General features: G+C 73.7%; 22 protein-coding genes. 8 read left to right on the top strand and 14 right to left on the bottom strand.

Annotated features, from left to right (window positions below; all coding sequences use genetic code 11):
* Window position 1: 1 nt before the first annotated feature.
* Genes Q0963_RS01000 through Q0963_RS00965 form a run of 8 tightly spaced genes read right to left on the bottom strand, consistent with a single transcriptional unit; the run spans window position 2 to window position 7,075 of the window.
* On the bottom strand, window positions 2-1,939 hold the full coding sequence (locus Q0963_RS01000; protein WP_299441161.1) for a proton-conducting transporter membrane subunit: 1,938 nt from the start codon (window positions 1,937-1,939) through the stop codon (window positions 2-4).
* Window positions 1,936-2,238, bottom strand: coding sequence for an NADH-quinone oxidoreductase subunit K (locus tag Q0963_RS00995; RefSeq protein ID WP_299441158.1), 303 nt, complete (start codon window positions 2,236-2,238; stop codon window positions 1,936-1,938). The genes Q0963_RS01000 and Q0963_RS00995 overlap by 4 nt, the downstream gene beginning before the upstream one ends.
* On the bottom strand, window positions 2,235-2,798 hold the full coding sequence (locus Q0963_RS00990; protein WP_299441155.1) for an NADH-quinone oxidoreductase subunit J: 564 nt from the start codon (window positions 2,796-2,798) through the stop codon (window positions 2,235-2,237). Before Q0963_RS00990 ends, Q0963_RS00995 begins: the two co-directional genes overlap by 4 nt.
* Window positions 2,799-2,802: 4 nt before the next feature.
* Window positions 2,803-3,741 (bottom strand): NADH-quinone oxidoreductase subunit H, encoded by a 939-nt coding sequence (locus Q0963_RS00985; protein ID WP_299441152.1) that lies wholly within the window; start codon window positions 3,739-3,741, stop codon window positions 2,803-2,805.
* Window positions 3,734-4,900 carry a hypothetical protein gene (locus Q0963_RS00980; protein WP_299441150.1) on the bottom strand — a complete coding sequence of 389 codons (1,167 nt, stop codon included), beginning with the start codon at window positions 4,898-4,900 and terminating at the stop codon, window positions 3,734-3,736. The genes Q0963_RS00985 and Q0963_RS00980 overlap by 8 nt, the downstream gene beginning before the upstream one ends.
* Window positions 4,891-5,232, bottom strand: coding sequence for an NADH-quinone oxidoreductase subunit A (locus tag Q0963_RS00975; protein WP_299441147.1), 342 nt, complete (start codon window positions 5,230-5,232; stop codon window positions 4,891-4,893). Before Q0963_RS00975 ends, Q0963_RS00980 begins: the two co-directional genes overlap by 10 nt.
* Window positions 5,229-6,359 (bottom strand): cell wall metabolism sensor histidine kinase WalK, encoded by a 1,131-nt coding sequence (locus Q0963_RS00970; protein ID WP_299441144.1) that lies wholly within the window; start codon window positions 6,357-6,359, stop codon window positions 5,229-5,231. Before Q0963_RS00970 ends, Q0963_RS00975 begins: the two co-directional genes overlap by 4 nt.
* Entirely contained in the window at window positions 6,356-7,075 is a 720-nt protein-coding gene (locus tag Q0963_RS00965) for a response regulator transcription factor (RefSeq protein ID WP_299441141.1), read from the bottom strand. The genes Q0963_RS00970 and Q0963_RS00965 overlap by 4 nt, the downstream gene beginning before the upstream one ends.
* Window positions 7,076-7,254: 179 nt before the next feature.
* Between Q0963_RS00965 and Q0963_RS00960 the strand changes: the two genes are divergently transcribed.
* From Q0963_RS00960 to Q0963_RS00950, 3 genes are read left to right on the top strand one after another with little or no spacing between them, the layout of a single operon-like run.
* Complete coding sequence (locus Q0963_RS00960) at window positions 7,255-7,473, top strand: SHOCT domain-containing protein (protein WP_299441138.1); 219 nt, start codon at window positions 7,255-7,257, stop codon at window positions 7,471-7,473.
* 1 nt (window position 7,474) lies between these two features.
* The gene (locus Q0963_RS00955) at window positions 7,475-8,977 is read left to right on the top strand and encodes a multicopper oxidase family protein (protein WP_299441135.1); all 1,503 of its coding nucleotides are present in this window, start codon (window positions 7,475-7,477) and stop codon (window positions 8,975-8,977) included.
* Window positions 8,978-9,006: 29 nt separating this feature from the next.
* Window positions 9,007-9,846, top strand: a complete 840-nt coding sequence (locus Q0963_RS00950) for a F510_1955 family glycosylhydrolase (protein WP_299441132.1) — start codon at window positions 9,007-9,009, stop codon at window positions 9,844-9,846.
* A gap of 15 nt (window positions 9,847-9,861) precedes the next feature.
* Here Q0963_RS00950 and Q0963_RS00945 read toward each other — a convergent pair whose 3' ends face one another.
* On the bottom strand, window positions 9,862-10,890 hold the full coding sequence (locus tag Q0963_RS00945; RefSeq protein WP_299441130.1) for a hemolysin family protein: 1,029 nt from the start codon (window positions 10,888-10,890) through the stop codon (window positions 9,862-9,864).
* Entirely contained in the window at window positions 10,887-12,227 is a 1,341-nt protein-coding gene (locus Q0963_RS00940) for a hemolysin family protein (protein WP_299441127.1), read from the bottom strand. The genes Q0963_RS00945 and Q0963_RS00940 overlap by 4 nt, the downstream gene beginning before the upstream one ends.
* Window positions 12,228-12,391: 164 nt before the next feature.
* Between Q0963_RS00940 and Q0963_RS00935 the strand changes: the two genes are divergently transcribed.
* From Q0963_RS00935 to Q0963_RS00915, 5 genes are all read left to right on the top strand, one after another.
* Entirely contained in the window at window positions 12,392-13,333 is a 942-nt protein-coding gene (locus Q0963_RS00935) for an ABC transporter ATP-binding protein (protein ID WP_299441124.1), read from the top strand.
* Window positions 13,330-14,127, top strand: coding sequence for an ABC transporter permease (locus Q0963_RS00930; protein WP_299441121.1), 798 nt, complete (start codon window positions 13,330-13,332; stop codon window positions 14,125-14,127). The genes Q0963_RS00935 and Q0963_RS00930 overlap by 4 nt, the downstream gene beginning before the upstream one ends.
* Window positions 14,128-14,240: 113 nt before the next feature.
* On the top strand, window positions 14,241-18,032 hold the full coding sequence (locus tag Q0963_RS00925) for a multifunctional oxoglutarate decarboxylase/oxoglutarate dehydrogenase thiamine pyrophosphate-binding subunit/dihydrolipoyllysine-residue succinyltransferase subunit (RefSeq protein WP_299441118.1): 3,792 nt from the start codon (window positions 14,241-14,243) through the stop codon (window positions 18,030-18,032).
* Between the two features lie 27 nt (window positions 18,033-18,059).
* Complete coding sequence (locus tag Q0963_RS00920; RefSeq protein ID WP_299441114.1) at window positions 18,060-18,236, top strand: DUF6104 family protein; 177 nt, start codon at window positions 18,060-18,062, stop codon at window positions 18,234-18,236.
* Between the two features lie 8 nt (window positions 18,237-18,244).
* Window positions 18,245-18,919: a GDSL-type esterase/lipase family protein gene (locus Q0963_RS00915; protein ID WP_299442413.1), complete on the top strand. Its 675-nt coding sequence runs from the start codon at window positions 18,245-18,247 to the stop codon at window positions 18,917-18,919.
* Window positions 18,920-18,961: 42 nt separating this feature from the next.
* On the opposite strand, the gene Q0963_RS00910 is transcribed toward Q0963_RS00915, so the two are convergent.
* The 4 genes from Q0963_RS00910 to rfbB form a co-directional block, all read right to left on the bottom strand.
* A complete protein-coding gene (locus Q0963_RS00910) occupies window positions 18,962-19,810 on the bottom strand; it encodes an alpha/beta fold hydrolase (protein WP_299441111.1) in 849 nt (282 codons plus the stop codon).
* A gap of 90 nt (window positions 19,811-19,900) precedes the next feature.
* Entirely contained in the window at window positions 19,901-20,869 is a 969-nt protein-coding gene (locus Q0963_RS00905) for a zinc-binding dehydrogenase (protein WP_299441108.1), read from the bottom strand.
* Between the two features lie 10 nt (window positions 20,870-20,879).
* Window positions 20,880-21,740 (bottom strand): dTDP-4-dehydrorhamnose reductase, encoded by an 861-nt coding sequence (rfbD, locus tag Q0963_RS00900; protein ID WP_299441105.1) that lies wholly within the window; start codon window positions 21,738-21,740, stop codon window positions 20,880-20,882.
* Window positions 21,740-22,747: a dTDP-glucose 4,6-dehydratase gene (rfbB, locus tag Q0963_RS00895; RefSeq protein WP_299441102.1), complete on the bottom strand. Its 1,008-nt coding sequence runs from the start codon at window positions 22,745-22,747 to the stop codon at window positions 21,740-21,742. Before rfbB ends, rfbD begins: the two co-directional genes overlap by 1 nt.
* Window positions 22,748-22,763: the final 16 nt, after the last annotated feature.

Genomic DNA, 22,763 nt, shown 5'->3' with positions numbered 1-22,763 from the left:
GTCACCTCACGACGACGAGGAGGACGACACCGACGGCGACGAGCGCGACGGCCTGGACGTAGTACTGGTGGAGCTGCCCGGTCTGCGGGCGGCGGGCGAGCGCACCGGCGCGCCGCACCCGGCGGGCGAGCGCGAGCACCGAGCCGTGCACCCAGCGGTCGTCGGCCCCGGCGGCGCCGCGGCCGAGCATCCCGGTGCCGCGGGCGGCCCGGGTGACGGCGCCCCCGAGGACCGCGTCGTCGGTGGCCGCGGCGCCTCCCGCCACGGCCACGACGCCGCGGGCGATGCCGCCGACACCGCGGGTGATGCGGCCGTCCACGCGGTCGAGGACCCCGGCCACGGCGATCGTGGGCCGGACGAGGACGGCCTGCGCCGCCGCCTCCAGGCCCAGCCAGGAGCGTGCCCAGGCGGGCTGCGGGAGCGGCCGGCGCCACACCGCCGCGGCGACGACGAGGACGAGGGCCGCGGAGCCGGCGAGCTCGAGCCCGCTGGGGTGCGCGACCTCTCCCCCGACGGTCCCGGCGAGGGCCCCCGCCACGGCCGGAACCGCGACGGCTCCGAGAGTCGTGGCCCCGACGGCGAGGACGACGACGGCCGCGGTGAGCGCACCGGGGACCACAGCCCGTGGGGTCTCCTCCTCGCCGCGGTGGGCACGGGCCCGCCGCCGGTCGGCGGTGTCCACCGGAGCCCAGAGCACACGCAGCACGGAGCCGGCGTAGGCCGCGGCCGCGGCCGCACCGAGGAGGCCGACGGCGTAGAGCGCGGGCGACTGCTGCAACGCCGCCGCGAGGACGAGGTCCTTGGTCGCCCACAGCGACAGCGGCGGGGCCCCGGCGAGCGCGAGCAGCGCGACGGTCGCGGCGACCCGCAGGACCGGCCAGCCCCCCACCGTGCCGCGCAGGCCGGCGAGCTGCTTGGTCCCGAGCGCGGCCAGCCAGGCTCCGGCGGCGAGGAAGAGCGCGGCCTTGGTGGCGGCGTGCGCGACGAGGTGCGCGGTACCGGCCGGGACCGAGCCGAGCCCGCCCGCCATGACGACGTACCCCAGCTGGGCGGACGTCGAGGCGGCGAGGAGCTGCTTGAGGTCCCGCTGGCCGACCGCGACCACCCCGAGGGCCACCGTCGTCAGCGCCCCCGCCCAGGCCGCCGCCGGGCCGGCCCAGGACGTCGCCTGCAGCAGCGGGGAGAGCCGGAGCAGGAGGTAGCCGCCCATCGCGACCATCGCCGCGGAGTGCAGCAGCGCGCTGACCGGGCTCGGGCCGTCCATCGCCCGGGACAGCCAGAAGGCGAGGACGAGCTGGGCCGCCTTGCCGAGGGCGGCGACGAGCACCCCCGCAGCGAGGACGTCCCGCCATCCCGGCGCGGCCGACGCGAGGGCGTCGAGGCCGAGCCCGGCACCGCCGGCCAGGGCCGCCGCCGCCGCGACGTAGAGCCCCAGGTCCGCGGCGCGGGTCGTGACGAAGGCGGTGAGCCCCGACCCCACGCGGCGGTCGTCCCGCCAGGCGAAGCCGATGAGGGCGTAGGAGGTCGCCCCCATCACCTCCCAGGCGAGCAGCAGGGCGGGCAGCGTCGTCGCCGTGACGGTGAGCAGCGCCGCCGAGACGAACACGAGCATGAAGCCGTGGAAGCGGGCGCGGGACTCCCCCACGTCGGCCGCGCCCGCGAGCAGCACGAGCGCCGCGACGACGGCCACCGTCGGGGCGACCACGGCGGCGAGGCCGTCGACACCCAGCCCGAGGTCCGCACCGGCGACGAACGGCACGGCCACCGACGGCCGCGCGAGGGCCACGACGACCGCGAGCACCGCGGCCAGCGCCGCCGTCCCGACGCCGAGCACCGGGGCGAGGCGCTCCGTGCGCCCGCGTGGCCCGAGCAGCAGCGCGGCCCCGACGACGGCGGGGGCCACGACGAGGGCCCAGAGGCTCGCCTGTGCGCCCGTCATCGGGCGAGGTCCGTCGCGGAGTCGGTCATGTCGCTGTTGCGGTGCCGGTGCACGAGGGTGGCGACGGCGAACCCCATCGCCATCTCGACCGTCATCGCGGCCAGGACGACGAGCAGCAGCACCTGCCCGGTGGGGTCGGGGGCGAGGAACCACCACATGGCACCCGCGGCGAGGATCACGGCGTTGACCATGACCTCCAGGCCCATCATCACCATGACGACGACCTGCTGCGAGATCGCGCCGTACAGGCCGACGGCGAAGAGCGCCGCCGCCACGAGGAGGACCGTCTCGAGCGTCATCGGCCGACCCCGCCGCGCTGGGGGTCGCGGGCCGGCCGCCGGCGCAGGTCGTCGCCGAACCTGTCGTAGCGGGTCCGGTGGGCGGCGAGGACGACACCACCGACGATCGTCGCGACCATGACCGGGCTGATGACCACCATGACGAGCATCTGGCGGCCCATCAGTGCCTCGCCGAGTGCCGCGGTGACGTCCGGCGCGGGGACCCCCCGGCGGACCGGCCAGTCGACGAGCAGCGCACCGGCCCCGAGGACGACGAAGGCGGCCCCCGAGACGGCGAGCGCGGCCCGCTTGCCGTGGACCATCGACATCGGCATCAGCGCCGGGTTCATGCCCATGTACATGACCATGTAGACGGCCATGACCGCCATCTCCATGAGCATCATGAGGACCGTGACCACCCCGACGTAGTTCTGCTGGAGCAGCACGAGCGCGAAACCGACGGCGACGAACGAGACCGCGAGCGCGTACGTGGCGCGCGCCATCGAGTCGACGACGAAGACGAGCACCGCCGAGGCGACCGCCAGCACCGCGAGGACCCAGAACCCGATGTCGACGAGCATCCGATCACCCCCTCCAGGCGACGACGACGGCCACGGCGAGGTCCTGCAGCAACACCGCGGGCAGGAGGACGACCCAGCCGACCTCCATGACGAGGTCCGGCCTCGCAGAGGGGAGCCGACGCCGCAGCCAGACGAGAGCGGCGAGCAGGACGGCGCTCTTGAGGACCACCCAGGCCCACCCCGGCAGCAGGGGCCCGGACCCGCCGCCGAGGAACATCGGGACGGCGAACGCGGCGCCTGCCGCGAGCAGCGCGTACCGGCCGGCCTGGACGAGGAGCCGGTCGACCCCGCTCAGCTCGGACAGGACCCCGCCCGCGACGTCGGACCCGGCCGGCGGCGTGAACGGCCCCCACACCGAGAAGGCCACGACCCCGAGGCAGTAGACCGCGAACGCGACCGGCATCCAGACCACGAACCACAGCGATCCCTGCGCGGCCGCGATCTCGCGCACGTCGAGGCTGGCGGCCCCGACCGCGGGAGCGACGAGCGCGAACATCAGCGGCAGCTCGTAGGCGAGCGCGAGGGCGAGGAACCGGTAGCCGCCGACGAGCGAGTGCACGGAGTTGGCGCCCCACCCCGTGAGCCAGACCAGAGCCCACACCGCGACGTCCATCGTGTTGAACCACACGACGCCGACGTCGAGGTCGGCGATCACCCACTCCCCCAGCGGGACGACGGCGACCATGAGCAGGGCCGCCACCCCGAGGCCCCCGCCGCCGATGCGCCACAGCAGCGTGTCGGCCGACAGGGGCGCCCGGCGACGCTGGCGGAGCAGACGGGCCACCTCGTCGACCGGCCGGGTGAGCGCCGGCCGCGACGACCTGCCCTCGGACCGGGCCCCGAGCACCCCGTCGAGGACGACGGCCGCCGTCGCCAGGGCGGCCAGGAGGGCGGCCGCCACGGCCACCGACCCGAGGAGCCCCGGGGTCACCGCCTCACCCATGGGCGCCCACCTCCGCCGGGGTCAGCGGCGTGCCGAGGGACGCGACGACGAGCCGCGCGACCGCGAGGTCGTACCCCGTCACGAGCGGGCCGAGCGCCTGCACCGGAACGCCGGCGGCGTCGTCGACGTCGGCCGGGTCGACGGGCGTCGCCGACCCCAGGCCGCCGTAGACGCGTGCGGTCGCGATGGTCCGGTCCACGAGTGCCAGCACCCGGTCGTGGCAGTCGCCGACCGCGCGCTCCGGCAGGCCGTGCCGCGCCGCGAGCGGGGCCGACACGACCCCGACCCCGCCGAGGGACCAGCGCAGTGTGCGCGACCGCGCCACTCGGTAGCGCAGGTCGAGCAGGGTGTCGCGGGCGTCGCCGCCGTGCCGCTCGAGCAGGGTGTCGCGGGCCGCGCGGGCGAGCGCCGCACCGCCGTCCCAGCCGGCGAGGGCGAGGACGGCCACGACGTCGTCGCAGTGCCGCGCGGCGAGGACGGCCGGGTCGGGGGCGGCAGGGAGGTCCTCGGCGCCCGCCCCCAGGAAGCGGGCGGCCCCCCCGGTCACGAGGTCACCGTGCAGCGTCACGTCGAGGACGAGACCCGCGGGCCAGTGCGGCAGGACCGGGCCGAGCCGCACCGGCAGCGCGTCCATCTCGAGCCCGTCGCGGTCGTCCTCGGTCCCCCCGGCGAGCGGGATCCCGTCGGGGGCCATCTCCATGTCCCCGTGGTCCATCCCCTCGTGGCTCCCATGGCCCATCCCCTCGTGGCCCCCATGGTCCATCCCCTCGTGGTCCATGCCGTGGTGCTCGGTCCCGTCGCCGCCCAGGTCGGGCTGCGCCCGACCGCCGGCGTCCTCGGCCTGCGCGGACGTGTCGAGCAGCGACGCGACAGCCGTGTCGAGCGCGGGCTCGGGGTCGGCACCGACCGCCAGGTCGACCCGGGCCCGGGGTCCGGGCATCGCGTCCCACAGCCCTGCCACCACCTCGACCAGCTCGGCGCCGGGCTCCCCGACGACGAGCAGGACGTCGGCGCTCGCGGGTGACTCCGCCAGGCGCCAGCCCCGTGCTCGCACCGCATGCTCGGCGTCCACCCGGTCGCGCCACGCCCCCGGGCACTCGACGACGAGCACCCGCGACGCCCGGACGGCCCGCCGCGCCAGCCATCGCCTCACACCCATCGCAGGGCTCCTTCGCGCCATGCCCACGCGACGGCCACCATGAGGGCCCCGAGGAAGACGAACATCTCGGTGACGGCGCTCGCCCCGAGGTCGGCGACGACGACGGCCCACGGGTACATGAACAGCATCTCGACGTCGAAGGCGAGGAAGAGGAGCGTCGCGAGGTACCACCGCACGTGGTACCGCGACAGGGCGTGGGTCTCGGGCACCCAGCCGGACTGGTACGGCACCGTCCGCACGACCGAGCGCCAGGGCACGAGGAGCCAGTGCGCGGCGTACAGCAGGGCGACGCCGGACACGGCGAACGCCCCCGTCACGAGGAGCCCGGTCACGAGCGCCTCCCCGGCGGCATGGGCAACCGGACCTCGAAGGTCGCGCCCTGACCCGGTCCGGCACTGTGGGCCGTCAGGGACCCCCCGTGCGAGTCGACGATCGCCCGGCTGATCGTCAGCCCGATGCCCGACCCGCGGTCCTTGCGGTCGCGCGCCGAGTCGCCCCGGTAGAACCGCTCGAAGACGTGCGGAAGCTGCTCGGCCGGGATCCCGTCACCGTCGTCCTGGACCTCGACGACGACCTCGTCGCCGTCCACCCGTGGGGCGAGTCGGACCGTCCCGCCGGCGGGGGTGTGCCGCAGCGCGTTGTCGAGGAGGTTCGCGAAGACCTGGCCGACCCGCTGTGCGTCCGCCCAGACCTCCGCGTCGCCCTCCTCCCCCACGTCGAGGACGAGACCGACCCCCCGTTCCGCGAACCGGGGACGGGCGGTGCCCACGGCCGTCTCGACGAGCCGCCCGACCGGCACCGCCCGCGGCTCCAGCGCCAGGCGGCCCTCCTCGGCGCGGCTCACGTCGTCGATGTCGGCCGCGAGGCGCGAGAGGCGCGCCACCTGCTGCCCCAGCACCGCGCTCGTCTCGGGTCCCCAGTGCGCGATGTCGTCGTCGAGCGCCTCGAGGTAGGCGGTGCACGTCGCGAGCGGGGTCCGCATCTCGTGCGCCAGGTCGGTGAGCAGTCGACGCCGCGTGTCCTCGGTGGCCTCGAGGCGGGTCGCCATGACGTTGAAGGAGTCGGCGAACTCGTCGAGCTCGGCGCCCGCGCCGGTGGGCGCGACGCGGCGGTCGTACCGGCCCAGGGCGATCGCTCGTGCGGCCGACGACAGCTCGGTGAGCGGCCGGCGCAGGCGACGGGCGAGGTACCACGTCACGAGGCTCGCGCTCGCGATGGCGATGGCGAGCGCGACGCCGAGGGACAGCAGGCTCGCGTCGAGGTAGGCCCGTTCGGCGTGCAGCACCTGGTCGTCGTTGAGCGTGCCGCGGGCCCGCAGCAGGTGGTCGTGGAACAGCCGCGGACCGACGAGGGCCGCGACGACGGCCGCGGTGACCACGCTGGCGAGCAGCACGCCGAGCTGGGCGACCATGAGCCGGGTCGCGAAGCCGTCGAGCCGACGAGCGGTGCGGGCGCTCATCCGGACCCCATCCGGTACCCCACGCCCCGCACCGTCTCGACGTAGCGGGGCGCCACGGGGTCGTCCCCGAGCTTGCGGCGCAGATGGGCGACGTGGACGTCGACGAGGTGCTCGTCGCCGACCCAGTCGCGGTCCCAGACCTCGTCGATGAGCTGCCTTCGCGCCCAGGCGAACCGTGGCCGAGCGGACAGGGCCGCGAGGAGGTCGAACTCGGTCCGGGTGAGGTCGACGTCCCGTCCCGCCACGCTGACGAGACGCGGACCGGGCTCGATGCGCAGGTCGCCGAACACCCGGGGTGGCAACTCCTCGGGGGCGGGCACGGCGCGCCCCGTCCGCGGTCGGCGGAGCATCACCTGCACCCGCGCGACGAGCTCGCGCGGGCTGAACGGCTTGGTCACGTAGTCGTCGGCTCCCACCGACAGCCCGATGAGGCGGTCGGTCTCCTCGGTCCTGGCGGTGAGCATCACGACGTAGCAGTCCGAGAAAGTCCGCACCTGACGGCACACCTCGACCCCGTCCATCCCGGGCAGACCGAGGTCGAGGACGATGACGTCGGGGGCGGCGTCGCGGGCGAGCCGGAGCGCCTCCGGTCCGGTCTCGGCGCGCAACGTCGCGTACCCGGCGCGCTCGAGGTAGGTGCACACCAGGCCCGCGAGCGCCGCCTCGTCGTCGACGACGAGGACCGTCGCCGGGACCGCTGGCTCGGAGGCTGACACCCGGGCAGTCTGGCCGATCGGCGGGCGGCCAGTCGAGGCGATCCGGCGCCCGGCGCGATCCTTCGTCGTTTCTTCATGGAACGACGACCGGTCCCTGACCTGCGTCGCCTTCGATGGAGATGTGGCCGGGGTCGGCCACCGATGCGGAGGAGATGGTCACGATGGGACCAGGCGGATGGATGGCAGCCGGGCACGGCTGGGGCATGCTGATCGCGGCACTCGCCCTGCTCGTCCTCTGGGGCGGTGTCATCGCGGCGGTCGTCGCCGCCTTCGGGACGCGGCCGCGGGCGACGCCCGGGCCGACCGCGCTGCAGGTGCTCGACGAGCGACTCGCCCGTGGCGACATCGGCGTCGAGGAGTACAGCGCGCGCCGCCGGCAGATCGTGGACGGGCACTGACGTGGCCGCCCGCCCGCCGGCTCCGGCGCGAGGCCCGCTGCCGACCCGGCGATCCCTGGTCCTCGGCGGCCTCGCGGTCGCTGCCACCGGGCTGACGGGGTGCTCGGCCGCCATCGGCCCCGACCGGGCGGCCGCGCTGCCCGTGCCCACGCCGCAGACCCCGTCACCCGGGGGCCGGGTCGTGACGGCCCGGCTCACCGCCCGGCCGGCCACCATCGACCTCGGCGGCCCGGTGGTCCGGACGTGGGCGTACGGCGACACCGTGCCGGGGCCCCTGCTGCGCGCCACCGCGGGGGATGTCATGCGGGTCGCCGTCGAGAACCGGCTCCCGGCCGAGACGACGGTGCACTGGCACGGCATCCGTCTCCAGAACGCGGCGGACGGCGTGCCGGGCGTCACCCAGGCACCGATCGCGGCGGGGTCCGCCTACGACTACGAGTTCCGCGTCCCGGACCCCGGCACGTACTTCTTCCACCCGCACGTCGGCGTCCAGCTCGACCGCGGCCTCTACGCCCCCCTCGTCGTCGACGACCCGGACGAGCCGGGCGCGTACGACGACGAGTGGGTCGTCGTCCTCGACGACTGGGTCGACGGGACCGGCCGCACCCCGGACGACGTGCTCGCCGGACTCGTCGCGGACGGCGGGGGCGACCGGGGCGACCACATGGGCATGGGGATGGGCGGGATGGACCACGGCATGGGCGGAGGGTCCGAGCGCGGGTCGGCCGGAGACGTCGACTACCCCCACTACCTCGTCAACGGGCGCGTGCCCGCCGCGCCCGAGACCTTCCGGGCCCGGCCGGGCGACCGGGTCCGGATCCGGATCGTCAACGCCGCCGCCGACACCCTGTTCACCGTCGCCCTCGGGGGCCACCGGATGACGGTCACGCACACCGACGGCTTCCCCGTCGAGCCGCTGGAGGTCGCCGCCCTCCCGATCGCGATGGGCGAACGCTACGACGTCGTCGTCACCCTCGGTGACGGGGTGTTCCCCCTCGCCGCTCGGCCGGACAGCAAGTCCGGCGAGGCGCTGGCCCTCGTGCGCACCGGTTCGGGGTCCGCTCCCTCCGCGGGCACGACCGTCCCTGAGCTGGACCGCGCCGAGGTGCTGACCACGCGCCTGGTCCCCACCGAGGCGGCACGGTTGCCGGAGGCCCGTCCCGAGCAGACGCGGCCGCTGACCCTCAACGGCTCGATGTCGCCGTTCCGCTGGGGGATCAACGGGGCGCCGTACGGGGAGAACGACTCCCTCCGTGTCGACGCCGGGGGGCGGGTGCGGCTCGAGGTCATGAACATGACGACAATGAGTCACCCCATCCACGTGCACGGCCACACCTTCGCCGTCGCGCGGACCGGACTGCGAAAGGACACCGTGCTCGTCCCGCCGATGGGCGGGCTCGCGCTCGACCTCGACACCGACAACCCCGGGCGCTGGATGACCCACTGCCACAACATCTACCACGCGGAAGCCGGCATGATGACGATCCTGGAGTACACCCCGTGACCCTGCCCCACACCACCCCTTCCCGATCCGTGCGACGCCTGCTCACCGCCCTCGTCGCGACGGGCAGCGCCCTCCTCCTCGCGGCGTGTGGCACGGACCCGACGGCCGCCTCCGCGGGCGCCGACGGGGGGCCGGACCGCCCGATGGGCCACATCCACGGGATCGCCGTCGACCCGGATGCGGGTCACGTCGTCGTCGCGGCGCACGGTGGCCTCTACGTCGTCGGCGACGACGGGCCCACCCCCGTCGGCCCGAGCATCGACCTCATGGGGTTCACGATCGGTGCCGACGGCGCCTACCTGGCGAGCGGTCACCCAGGGCCCGGGACCGACCTCGACCAGCCCGTCGGCCTCGTCCGCTCCACCGACGGTGGCCGGACCTGGGCCGCGGTGTCCCGCGGTGGGGAGTCCGACTTCCACGGGCTCACGGCCGCGGAGGGCCTGGTCGCCGGGTTCGACGGTGAGCTCAGGGTCAGTGCGGACGGCCGGGAGTGGGAGACCCGAGCGGTCCCCTCGGCTCCACACGTCCTCGCCGCAGCACCCTCGGGCGCGCGTCTGCTCGCCACGACGGCGGACGGGCTGCTCGCGACCGACGACCGCGGCGCCTCGTGGCGGACGGTGGACACCCCCGAGCTGCTCGTCGCCGTCGACTGGGCCGACGACGACACCGTCGTCGGCGTCGGCCTCACCGGCCGGATCGTCGTCAGCGAGGACGCCGGCGCCACGTGGGCGTCCGGCCCACGCGAGCTCGGCGAGCTCTCGGCCGTCCACGCGCACCGGGACGGGACCTCCCTCGTCGTGCTGGTCGTGGCCGACGAGGGTGTCCTGCGCACGACCGACCAGGGCGCCACCTCGACCAGGCTCTGGTGAGCCGGCCGGCGCCCGTCAGCGCTGGGAGGCGTCCGAGACCTCGCCGACGAGCTCCTCGATGACGTCCTCCAGGAAGACGACCCCGACGACGAGGCCGTCGTCGGCGACGACCCGCGCGAGGTGGGACCCGCTGTGCTGCATCGTCTGGAGCACCGACTCGACCTCGTCGGTGCGGCGGACGGTGGCCATCCGTCGGACCCGCTTGGCGGGGACCGGCTCGTGCCGCTCGTGGTCCGCGGCGTAGAACACGTCCTTGAGGTGGAGGTAGCCCGCGAGGTCGCCGGAGGCGTCACGGACGGGGTACCGCGAGAAGCCGTGCTTGGCGACGAGCCGCTCGATGTCGCTGGGCGTGGCCTCGGCCGTGACGGTGACGAGGGCGGACAGCCCGACGCCGACGTCGGCGGCGTTCTTGTCCGAGAACTCCAGGGCGGCGCCGAGCCGCTCGTAGTCGTCGTCCCCGACGAGGCCCTCGTGGCGGGACTCGTCGAGGATGTGGGCAACCTCCTCGGCGGTGAACGTCGCGGAGATCTCGTCCTTCGGCTCGACCCCGAAGAGCCGGATCGCCGCCTTGGAGACCCGGTCCATCGCGTGGATGACCGGGGCCACGACGCGCGAGACCGCGACGAGCGGCGGCACGAGGATCACGGCGGCTCGCTCGGGCTTGGCGATCGAGATGTTCTTGGGGATCATCTCGCCGTAGACGACGTGGAGGAACACCACGATCGTCAGGGCGATGGCGAGCGCGACGACGTCGGCGACGACCTCGGACAGCCCGAGGTCCACGATGACGGGCTCGAGCGCGTGGTGCAGGGCGGCCTCCGAGACCGCGCCGAGGAGCACCGAGCAGACGGTGATGCCGAGCTGGGCCGTGGCGAGCAGGATGCCGGTGCGCTGGAGCGCGTCGAGCGCCGTGCGGGCCCCCTTGCTCCCCGCCTCGGCCAGTGGCTCGAGCTGGCTACGGCGCGCCGACATCGCGGCGAACTCGGCCCCGACGAAGAACGCGTTCGCGGCGAGGAGGACGACGGTGACGAGGACGGTCGTCATGAGCCCGGCTCCTCGTCCGAGGACACCGAGTCCGAGGTGGACACCCCGTCAGGCAGCAGGCGCAGACGGTCGACCCGGTGGCCCTCCATGTGGACGACGCGGACCGTCCAGCCCTCGATGGGGACCTCGTCGCCGACGACCGGCACCCGCCCGAGGGCGGCCATGAGCCAGCCGCCGATGGTCTCGTAGGCCGGGCCGTCCGGGACGTCGGCGCCGATGCGGGCACGGACCTCGTCGGGACGCCACAGCCCGGGCACGGTCCAGGACCCGTCGGACAGCCGGCGTCCGGTGGTCTCACCGCGGTCGTGCTCGTCGTTCACCTCGCCGACGATCTCCTCGACGAGGTCCTCGAGCGTCACGACGCCGGAGGTGCCGCCGTACTCGTCGACGACGATGGCGAGCTGCATGCCGCTACTGCGGAGCCGGACGAGCAGCGGGTCGAGGCGCAGCGTCTCGGGGACGAAGACGGCGCGGGTCATCAGCGCCGACACGGGGACGTCGCCGCGCCGCTCGAAGGGGACGGCGATGGCCTTCTTCACGTGGACGATCCCGTCGACGTCGTCCCAGTCGGACCCGACGACCGGGAAGCGCGAGTGGCCGGTGTGCCGCGCCAGCGCCACGAGGTCGGCGGCGGTGTCGGTGCGCTCGATCGAGGTGGCGCGCGAGCGCGGGGTCATGACGTCGGCGGCGGTCTGGTCGGCGAACCCCAGGGACGCGGTGACGAGACGTGCGGTGCCCCGGTCGAGGGTCCCTGCCTCGGCGGAGGTCCGCACGAGCGAGGCGAGCTCGGCGGGGCTGCGGGCGGCCGACAGCTCCTCCTGCGGCTCGATGCCGAGGGCCCGCAGGGTGCGGTTGGCGACGCCGTTGAGCACCGCGATGAGCGGCTTGGCCGCGACGCCGAACCAGTACACCGGGATCGCCGACACCTTCGCGGTGGCGAGCGGCAGCGAGACCGCGAGGGTCTTGGGGATCATCTCGCCGACGATCATCGAGAAGAGGGTGGCGAGGAGGAACGCCAGGCCGGAGGCCACCGACGACGCGGCGCCGGTGGAGAGCCCGAGGGCGCTGATCGGCCCGGTGAGGAGCACCCCCACCGAGGGGGCGGCGATGAAGCCGAGGACGAGCGTGGTGAGCGTGATGCCCACCTGGCACGCGGACAGCTCGGTGGACAGCTGGCGGTGTGAGCGCAGCACCGAGCGGGCTCCGGGCTCGCCGGCGTCGACGGCGCGCTGCACCGCGGGGCGGTCCAGGGCCACGAGCGAGAACTCGGCGGCGACGAAGAAGGCAGTGCCGATGGTGAGGACCACCCCGGTCAGCAGCAGGATCCAGGGAGTCATCGGGCCAGGGGTCTAGGAGGGTGCATGACCGGACCAGCGTACGGCCACCCGTCCAGGTTCCGCCCGTCGCTCCGTCGCGAGGCGGACTCGGAGGTCCACCGGGGGGTTGACCCCGGCGCGGGGTGCGGCTGCGAGGATCGGTGCATGACCCCAGGGGCGAGCACATGACGACGACGGCGACCCCTGCGGGGCGCATCGAGATCCGCGGGCTGACCAAGCGCTTCGGCGGCTTCACCGCCGTCGACGACCTGAGCTTCACCGTCGACCCGGGCCGCATCACCGGCTTCCTCGGCCCCAACGGTGCGGGGAAGACGACGACGCTGCGCATGCTGCTCGGCCTCGTCCGGCCCACCGGCGGCACGGCGACGATCGGCGGGCAGGCGTACCACGACCTCCCCCGGCCGCTCCAGACCGTCGGGGCCGCCCTGGAGGCGACGAGCTTCCACCCCGGCCGCAGCGGCCGGGACCACCTGCGGGTGCTCGCCGACGCCGGGTCGGTGCCGCTGTCCAGGGTCGACGAGCTCCTCGAGCTCACCGGGATCCCGGCCGCCGCCCGCAAGCGCGCCGGCGCCTACAGCATGGGGATGCGCCAGCGCCTCGGCCTCGCCGCCGCGCTGCTCGGTGACCCGCAGGTCCTGGTGCTCGACGAGCCGGCCAACGGGCTGGACCCCGAGGGCATCCGTTGGCTCCGCGGCTTCCTGCGGCACCTGTCGACCGACCAGGGCAAGACTGTGCTCATCTCGAGCCACCTGCTCCAGGAGGTCGAGCAGACCGTCGACGACGTCGTCATCATCGCCAACGGCCGCCTCGTCAAGGCGGGGACGATGGCCGAGATCAAGGGCCGGCCGGGCGCGCTGGTGCGCACGACCGACGCCGACGCCCTCGCCGGCGCCCTCCGGGTCGCCGACGTCACGAGCACCGTCGGGGAGGACGGCGCCCTCGTCGCCGACACCACCGACCTGCGGCTCGTCGGCGACGTCGCGCTGCGGGCCGGCCTGCCCATCCATCGCCTCGAGCCCCGCCGGGCCGACCTCGAGGCGCTGTTCTTCGCGCTCACCGAGGGCACCAACCGCAACCTCGGCGACACCGAAGGAGAGACGCTGTGATCCCCGCCGTCCGGTCCGAGCTGCGCAAGTTCTTCACGACCCGCCTGTGGTGGGGCATGGCGATCGCCGTCGTCGTCTCGGCGGCCGCCTTCGCCGTCCTGTTCGGGTTCGTCGTCGACTCCGGCGGCGGTGCCGGCCCGGGAGGCGGCCAGCTGATCGGCGACGACACCCAGGTCGCCAACACCATCTACACCGCGGGCATCAGCGTCGGCTACCTGCTGCTGCTGACCATCGGGATCCTCACGGTGGGCGCCGAGTTCCGGCACCAGACCATCAGCGCCACCTTCCTCGCGACGCCCGTCCGGCTCCGGGCGATGCTCGCCAAGGTCGCTGCCCTCGTGCTCATCGGCGGCTTCTACGGGCTGCTGAGCCTCGTGGCCTCGGTCGGCGTGGGGACGGTCGTGCTGCGCGTCATCGACCGCCCGGCGTTCCCGTCCTCGGACGTCGTGCGCACCCTGGCGCTGAGCCTGCTCGTGCTCGCCTTGTGGGCGCTCATCGGGCTGGGCCTGGGCATCCTCATCCCGAACCAGGTCGCCGCGCTGTTCATCGGGGTGGCGGTGGCCTGGATCGTCGAGCCGCTGCTCGGGCTGCTGCTCGGCATCTGGGACTTCAGCCGCGAGAACATCGCGCCCTTCATGCCGACGGGGGCCACGAACGCGACGCTGAACTCGATCAGCCAGAGCGCCGAGGAGGTCCGGCTCGAGTGGTGGGGAGGCGCGCTCACGCTGGGCGCGTACGCCGTCCTGCTCACCGCCGTCGGCATCTGGCGCCTCTCCCGCAAGGACATCGCCTGAGCCGGCACGCATCGCTCGGCCCGGGGCGGCGCGCCCCGGACCCAGGAGTAATAGGCTGGCGGGTGACACCACGACCGCCCCCGAGACCAGCCGACGAAAGAGGCGCATAGCCCGTGGCCGAGCAGTCCCCGTCCAGCGACCCCCTGACAGCCTTCGGACCCAACGAGTGGCTCGTCGACGAGCTGTACGAGCAGTACCAGGAGGACAAGCACAACGTCGACAAGGCGTGGTGGGAGTTCTTCGAGGACTACGTGCCCGGCGAGAGCCACTTCGCGCCGACCCCGGAGGACACCCGCTCCGCGAACGGGTCCCCCGCCGCGCCGGCCGAGCAGCGACCCGCGAAGACGGCGGACGAGAAGCCGGCCGACGGCAAGAAGGCGGACGCCGAGAAGGCCGACGAGAAGCCGGCCGACGCCAAGAAGGCCGACGAGAAGCCGGCCGACGCCAAGAAGGCCGACGACGCCAAGGCCCCGGCGCCCACGCCGCGCGAGCCGCAGGCCCCGAAGCAGGCCGGCCCCCTCGAGGAGGCTCGCTTCCAGCCCATCCGCGGCGCCGGCGCGCGGGTCGTCGCCAACATGGAGACCTCCCTCCAGGTGCCCACCGCCACCTCGGTGCGCGGGGTGCCCGCGAAGCTCCTCGTGGACAACCGCATCGTCATCAACAACCACCTCACCCGCAGCCGGGGCGGCAAGGTCAGCTTCACCCACATCATCGGCTACGCGCTCGTCAAGGCGCTCGGGGTGATGCCGGAGATGAACAACGGCTTCGGGCACGACGAGAAGGGCAAGCCGGTGCTCGTCGCGCCGGCCCACGTCAACCTCGGGATCGCCATCGACCTCCCGAAGTCCGACGGCACCCGCCAGCTGCTCGTGCCGTCGATCAAGGCCGCCGAGACGATGGACTTCGCCCACTTCTGGACCGCCTACGAGGAGGTCGTGAAGAAGGCCCGGGCCGGGAAGCTCACCGTCGAGGACTTCCAGGGCACGACGATCTCGCTCACCAACCCCGGCACCATCGGCACCGTCCACTCGGTGCCCCGGCTCATGAGCGGGCAGGGCGCCATCATCGGCGTCGGCGCGATGGACTACCCCGCCGAGTGGCAGGGTGCGAGCAGCGAGACGCTCGACCGCAACGCCGTGAGCAAGACCCTCACCCTCACGAGCACCTACGACCACCGGATCATCCAGGGCGCGCAGTCCGGCGACTTCCTGCGGATCGTGCACGGGCTGCTGCTCGGCGACGACGGCTTCTACGACGAGATCTTCGAGAGCCTGCGCATTCCCTACGAGCCCATCCGCTGGGTGCAGGACGTCTCGGCCACGCACGACGAGGACATCAACAAGGTCGCGCGGGTCCAGGAGCTCATCCATGCCTACCGGGTGCGCGGCCACCTCATGGCCGACACCGACCCGCTGGAGTACAAGCAGCGGCGCCACCCCGACCTCGACATCACGAACCACGGGCTCACCCTGTGGGACCTGGACCGGTTCTTCGCCACCGGCGGCTTCGGCGGCGAGCCGTTCCTCAAGCTGCGCAAGATCCTCGGCATCCTGCGCGACTCGTACTGCCGCACCGTCGGCGTCGAGTACATGCACATCCAGGACCCCGAGCAGCGCCAGTGGATCCAGGACAAGGTCGAGGTCCCCTACAGCAAGACCACGCGCGAGGAGCAGCTGCGCATCGTGCGCCGGCTCAACGCGGCGGAGGCCTTCGAGACCTTCCTCCAGACCAAGTTCGTCGGCCAGAAGCGGTTCTCGCTCGAGGGCGGCGAGTCCGTCATCGCCCTCATGGACCGGATCCTCTCGCGGGCCGCGGAGGACGAGCTCGACGAGGTCTGCATCGGCATGCCGCACCGCGGCCGGCTCAACGTGCTCGCGAACATCGCCGGCAAGTCCTACGGCCAGATCTTCCGCGAGTTCGAGGGCAAGCAGGACCCCAAGTCGGTGCAGGGCTCCGGCGACGTCAAGTACCACCTCGGCACCGAGGGCGAGTTCACCGCGGAGTCCGGCGCGACGACCAAGGTCTACCTCGCCGCCAACCCCTCGCACCTCGAGGCGGTCAACCCCGTCCTCGAGGGCATCGTCCGGGCCAAGCAGGACCGTCTCAACCTCGCGGGTGAGGACTTCACCGTCCTGCCGGTGCTCCTGCACGGCGACGCGGCCTTCGCGGGCCAGGGAGTCGTGGCCGAGACCCTCAACCTGTCCCAGCTGCGCGGCTACCGCACCGGCGGCACCGTCCACGTCGTCATCAACAACCAGGTCGGCTTCACGACCTCGCCCAGCAGCTCGCGCAGCTCGACGTACTCCACCGACGTCGCCCGGATGATCCAGGCGCCGATCTTCCACGTCAACGGCGACGACCCCGAGGCCTGCGTCCGGGTCGCCGAGCTGGCGTACGAGTTCCGCAAGGAGTTCCACAAGGACGTCGTCATCGACCTCGTGTGCTACCGCCGCCGCGGGCACAATGAGGGCGACGACCCGTCGATGACGCAGCCGCTCATGTACAACCTCATCGAGGCCAAGCGCAGCGTCCGCAAGCTCTACACCGAGGCGCTCATCGGCCGCGGCGACATCACGGTCGAGGACGCCGAGGCCGCGCTGCGCGACTACCAGCAGCAGCTCGAGCGGGTCTTCGTCGAGACCAAGGAGGCGCTCAAGGAGGCCGACACCGCCAGCCAGGGTCTCGAGCCGCCGGCCGCCCAGTCCCCCGAGGCCGACGCGACGACGCACTCCTCGGACGAGACCGCGATCAGCACCGAGGTGCTCGAGCACATCGGCGACACCTTCACCTCCCCGCCGGCGGGCTTCACCGTGCACCCGAAGCTGCAGCAGATGCTCGAGAAGCGCGCGGCCAGCACCCGCGAGGGCGGCATCGACTGGGGCACCGCCGAGCTCATCGCGCTCGGCTCGCTCCTCATCGACGGCACCCCGGTGCGGCTGGCCGGCCAGGACAGCCGTCGCGGCACCTTCGTGCAGCGGCACGCGGTGCTCATCGACAAGGAGAACGCCTCCGAGTGGACCCCCCTGCTGTACCTCGGGCAGGGCCAGGCGAAGTTCTGGATCTACGACTCGCTGCTCTCGGAGTTCGCGGCGATGGGCTTCGAGTACGGCTACTCCGTCGAGCGCCCGGACGCCCTCGTCATCTGGGAGGCGCAGTTCGGCGACTTCTTCAACGGCGCCCAGACGATCATCGACGAGTTCATCTCCAGCGGCGAGCAGAAGTGGGGCCAGCGCTCGTCGGTGGTCCTCCTGCTCCCCCACGGCTACGAGGGGCAGGGGCCCGACCACTCCTCCGGCCGGATCGAGCGGTTCCTCACGATGTGCGCCGAGGGCAACATGACCGTCGCCTACCCCTCGACCCCCGCGTCGTACTTCCACCTGCTGCGCCGTCAGGCCTACGCCCGGCCGCGCCGTCCGCTCATCGTCTTCACCCCGAAGTCGATGCTCCGCCTCAAGGCCGCCGCGAGCTCCCCCGAGGACTTCACGACCGGCGGCTTCCGCCCGGTCATCCCCGACCACGAGGACGCGACCCAGGGCCGGGTCACCCGCGTGCTCCTCGCGGCCGGCAAGGTCGTCTACGACCTCCTCGCCGAGCGGGCCAAGCGCGAGGACACCTCCACGGCGATCCTGCGGCTCGAGCAGTACTACCCGGTCGCCGGCAAGGAGCTCGCCGACGCCCTCTCGCGGTACCCCCACGCCGAGGTCGTCGTCGTGCAGGACGAGCCGCAGAACATGGGCGCCTGGCCGTTCCTGGCGCTCAACCTGCCCGACGCCCTCGCCGCACACGACGAGACCCGCCCCATCCGGGTCGTGTCCCGCGCCAAGTCGGCCTCGCCGGCGGCAGGCTCCACCAAGCAGCACCAGGCGGAGCAGGCCGACCTCATCGCTCGCGCCTTCGACAGGTGACGCCGGCGCGCCGGTAGGCTCACCGGCGTGTACTTCACCGACCGCGGGATCGAAGAGCTCCAGACGCGGCGGGGGGACGAGGAGGTCACCCTCGACTGGCTCGCCGAGCAGCTGAGGACGTTCGTCGACCAGTTCCCCGAGTTCGAGGTACCCGTGGAGCGGCTCGCCACCTGGCTGGCCCGCCTGGACGACGAGGACGAGTGAGAGAGGCCATGGCCGACGAGCAGGCCGGCGACGGTGGGTCCGCCCCCATCGAGTTCCGCCCCAGTCCGGAGGCGGTCGTCGTCCCCGACGGCCCGCGCGACGTCGCGCTCGTGTTCCTCGGCGCCTCCCTCGTGGCGGGGGTCGGCGACCCCAAGGGCCAGGGGTGGGTCACCCGGGTCGTCGGTCGCACCCAGCACCCCGACCTCGAGCTGACCGCCTACAACCTCGGGGTGCGCGGCGACACCACGGCCGACCTGCTCGACCGCTGGACCACGGAGGTGCCGCGCCGGTGGGCCGGCCGCACCGAGCGGCGCATCGTCGTCTCGGTCGGCACCGACGACATCCTGACGGGGGTGTCGCTGGCGCGGCACCGCCTCAACCTCGCGAACCTCCTCGACGACGCCGCGAGCCAGGGGGTCGGCACCTTCGTCGTCAGCCCACCCCCGAGCGACGACGACGACGTCAACGGTCGTCTCGAGGTCCTCGTCGACGCCCAGGCCGACGTGTGCTCACGCCGCGGCATCCCGTTCGTCGACTGCTTCGGCCCGCTGCGCCAGCACGACCAGTGGCGCACCGACCTCGCGGCCTCGCGCGTCCAACACCACCCGGGTCAGGCGGGCTACGGGCTCATCGCCTGGCTCGTCCTGCACAACGGCTGGACCGACTGGCTACAGATCTCCTGACCCGCTCACGCGTGGCCTCGGGCCACGCCGCAGGACCTGCCGTCAGGACCGCACGACGAACTCACGGACCAGGGCCGCGAACCGGTCGGGGTCGTCGAGGTGCGGGAAGTGCCCCGCCCCGTGGAAGAGCTCGACCTGACACCCCTCGATCGACGTCGCCGCCGACGCGGCGTGCCATGCGGGGATCATCCGGTCCCGGGTGCCCCACACGACGAGGGTCGGCAGGGGGCTCGTCTCGGGAAGGTAGTCGTGGGCCGTGACGCTCTGGCCTCCCGGGTCGATGACCGCGCGCGTCGTCGCGAGGAAGGCCCGGCGCGTGTCGGCGTCCCCCAACGAGGTGAAGCCGCGCCAGACCTCGGACAGGTCCGAGCCGGGCCGCAGCCCGAGGCCGCCCAGCATCCGACCGGTCGAGGAGAGGCGGTCCCGGACCCAGCCGGAGGCGATGACGGGCAGCACCCACTCGGCGCCCGGGAGGGTCGCGGACCGCAGCAGCGGGCTCACCTCGCGGCCCAGCCCGCCGCTCGACACCAGGACCAGCCGGTCGACGCGCTCGGGGAACAGGTATGCGAAGACCATGGCGATGCCCCCACCGAGCGAGTGCCCCACGAGGGTCACCCGCTGCACGCCGAGCCGGTCGAGCAGGTCCCGCAGGGTGGCTGCGTGGGCGCCGAGCGAGTAGTCGCCGACCGGCTTGTCGGACCGGCCGTGACCGAACAGGTCCGGCACGAGGACGCGGTGGTCGTCGTCGAGCAGGTCCACCAGGTGGGCCCACTGGCGCTGGGACCCGAGGATCCCGTGGATGAAGAGCAGGGTCGGGCCGCTGCCGCTGTCGGTGAACGAGAAGCTGTGACCGTGCAGGGTCACCGTGTGCTCGGTGGACGTCGCGCTCACGAGCGCTCCTCGGGTGGCCGGACGGGGTTCCCCCATGTTACCGCCGGGTAACGCCGACCGGCTCCGTCCTGTGGCGGCCTCCACACCGTCTCAGACGGTGAAGACCACCTTGCCGGTCACCTGACCCTCGACCATCCGGGCGAAGCCCTCGCGCGCGTCGGCCAGCGGCATCGTGGAGTCCACGAGGGGCTCGATGCCGGCCCCGACGACGAAGCGGGCGAGGCTCTCGAGCTCGTCACGGCTGCCCATCGTCGAGCCGATGACCCGCAGCTGCTTGAAGTAGATCTTCGTCAGCTCCGCCTTGGCCGGGGCGTCCCCCGAGGTGGCGCCCGAGATGACGATGCTGCCGCCGGGGCGGAGGCTGTTGATGCTGTGCGACCAGGTGGCGGCGCCGACGGTCTCCATGACGGCGTCCACCCGCTCGGGCATCCGCTCGCCGGAGCCGAACGCCCGGTCCGCCCCCAGCGCCACGGCCTGCTCGCCCCGCGCCGGGTCACGGCTGGTCACCCACATCCTGATGCCGGCGGCCGACCCGAGCTGGACGAGTGCGGTCGCCACCCCGCCGGCCGCACCCTGGACCAGGACGGTCGAGCCGGGGCGCACGCCCGCGTTGCTGAAGAGCATCCGGTACGCGGTGAGCCAGGCGGTCGGCAGGCACGCCGCGTGCTCCCAGGACAGGCCCTCGGGCTTGCGGACGAGGTTCGCCGTCGGGACGGTGACGACCTCCGCGAGGGTGCCGTCGTGGACCTCCGAGAGCAGGCTGCGCCTGGGGTCCAGGGTCTCGTCGCCGCTCCACCCGGGAGACGCCACGACCGCGTGGACGATGACGTCGTCGCCGTCCGCGCTGACCCCGGCGCCGTCGCAGCCGAGGATCATCGGCAGCCGGTCGGCCGGCAGCCCCACCCCGCGCAGCGACCACACGTCGTGGTGGTTGAGCGCGGCGGTGCGCAGCCGCACGGTGGTCCAGCCGTCGGGAACCAGGGGGTCGGGGCGCTCGGCGACCTCCAGGCCGCTCAGCGGGTCGTCGGCGGACTGGGACCGGGCGAAGGCGGCGAGCATGCGCCCGACCCTACCCAGCGCCGCCCGGAAAGAGCAGGGGCGCAGCCCGGTGGAGTGCGTCACGCCAGTCGGGCAGCGGGGCGAGCCCGTGCTCGTGCCACATCGCGTGCGACAGGACGCTGTAGGCGGGCCGGGGCGCGGGCAGCGGGTAGTCCGCCGTCGCGATCGGCCGCACCCGGTCCGGGTCGAGCCCCAGCTCCTCGAGCACGGCCCGCGCCAGGCCGTACCAGGACGTCTCGCCGGCGTTCGTCGCGTGCCAGACGCCGTACGGGGCGCCCGCCTCGACGACCCTCAGGATGCCCGCGGCGAGGTCGACGGTCCAGGTCGGCTGCCCCACCTGGTCGGCGACGAAGCCGAAGGTCTCCCGGTCGGCGGCCAGCCGTGCGACGGTCGAGGGGATACCCGCCCCGTGCGCCCCGTAGAGCCACGCCGTGCGCACGACCCAGGTGCGCCGGCACTCGGCGCGCGCGGCCCACTCCCCCGCGGCCTTGGTGCGCCCGTAGGCCGAGGCGGGCGCGACCGGCGCGTCGGCCGGGTACGGCGTGGAGCCGTCGCCGGCGACGACGTAGTCGGTGGACACCTGGACGAGCGAGGCTCCGGCGCCGGCGGCTGCCCGTGCGAGGTTCGCGGCGCCGACGGCGTTGACGGCGAAGGCCCGCGCCTCGTCGGACTCCGCCGCGTCGACCGCGGTGTACGCCGCACAGTTGACGACGACGTCGTGCCCGGCCGCCCACCGCTCGCACGAGGCGGGGTCGAGGATGTCGAGGCCCGGCAGGTCCGCCCGCGTGACGGCGTGCCCGGCCGTCTCGAGGGTGGCGGCGAGGTCGGTGCCGAGCATCCCGGCCGCACCCGCGACGAGCCAGCGCGCCATCAGCGGGTGAGCACCTGCTGGGTGCGGGCGTACTTCGCCTCGGTGGCCTCCTTCACCGGACGCCACCACGCCTCGTGCGAGCGGTACCAGTCGATCGTCGCGGCGAGGCCGTCGCGGAAGGCGCCGTACCGCGGCGTCCAGCCCAGCTCCTGGCGCAGCCGGCCCGCGTCGATGGCGTACCGGCGGTCGTGCCCTGCCCGGTCGGTGACGTGGTCGTAGTCGTCGGGGTCGCGGCCCATGAGTTCGAGGACCATCCGCACGACCTCGCGGTTGTCGACCTCGCCGTCGGCGCCGATGAGGTAGGTGTGCCCGATCCGGCCCCGGTCCAGGATGGCCCACAGGGCGTCGTTGTGGTCGTCGACGTGGATCCAGTCGCGCACGTTGCGCCCGTCGCCGTACAGCTTCGCCCGCTGCCCCACGAGGACGTTGGTGATCTGCCGGGGGATGAACTTCTCGACGTGCTGGCGCGGCCCGTAGTTGTTCGAGCAGTTCGACAGGGTCGCCCGCAGCCCGAACGAGCGGACCCACGCCCGCACGAGGTGGTCCGAGCCCGCCTTGGTCGCCGAGTACGGCGAGGACGGCGCGTACGGGGTGTCCTCGGTGAACCGCGTCGGGTCGTCGAGGTCGAGGTCGCCGTAGACCTCGTCGGTGGAGATGTGGTGGTAGCGCACGTCGTGGCGGCGGGCCGCCTCGAGAAGGGTGAACGTCCCGACGAGGTTGGTCCGCACGAACGGCGAGGGGTCGGCGAGGGAGTTGTCGTTGTGCGACTCGGCGGCGAAGTGCACGACGACGTCCGCGTCGGCGACGAGCGGGTCGACGGCCGCGGCGTCGGCGACGTCGCCCTCGACGAAGCGGATGCGGTCCAGGACCCCCTCGAGCGAGGACGTCGACCCGGCGTACGTCAGGGCGTCCAGGACCGTGACCTCGGCCTCCGGACGCGTCCGGAGCGTCCGGTGCACGAAGTTGCTGCCGATGAATCCCGCCCCACCGGTCACTAGCACCTTCATGCGGGTCAGGCTACTT

The sequence above is a fragment of the uncultured Phycicoccus sp. genome, assembly GCF_947495705.1.
Classification (GTDB): Bacteria; Actinomycetota; Actinomycetes; order Actinomycetales; family Dermatophilaceae; genus Phycicoccus.
This window is presented reverse-complemented; position numbering and strand designations above follow the sequence as displayed.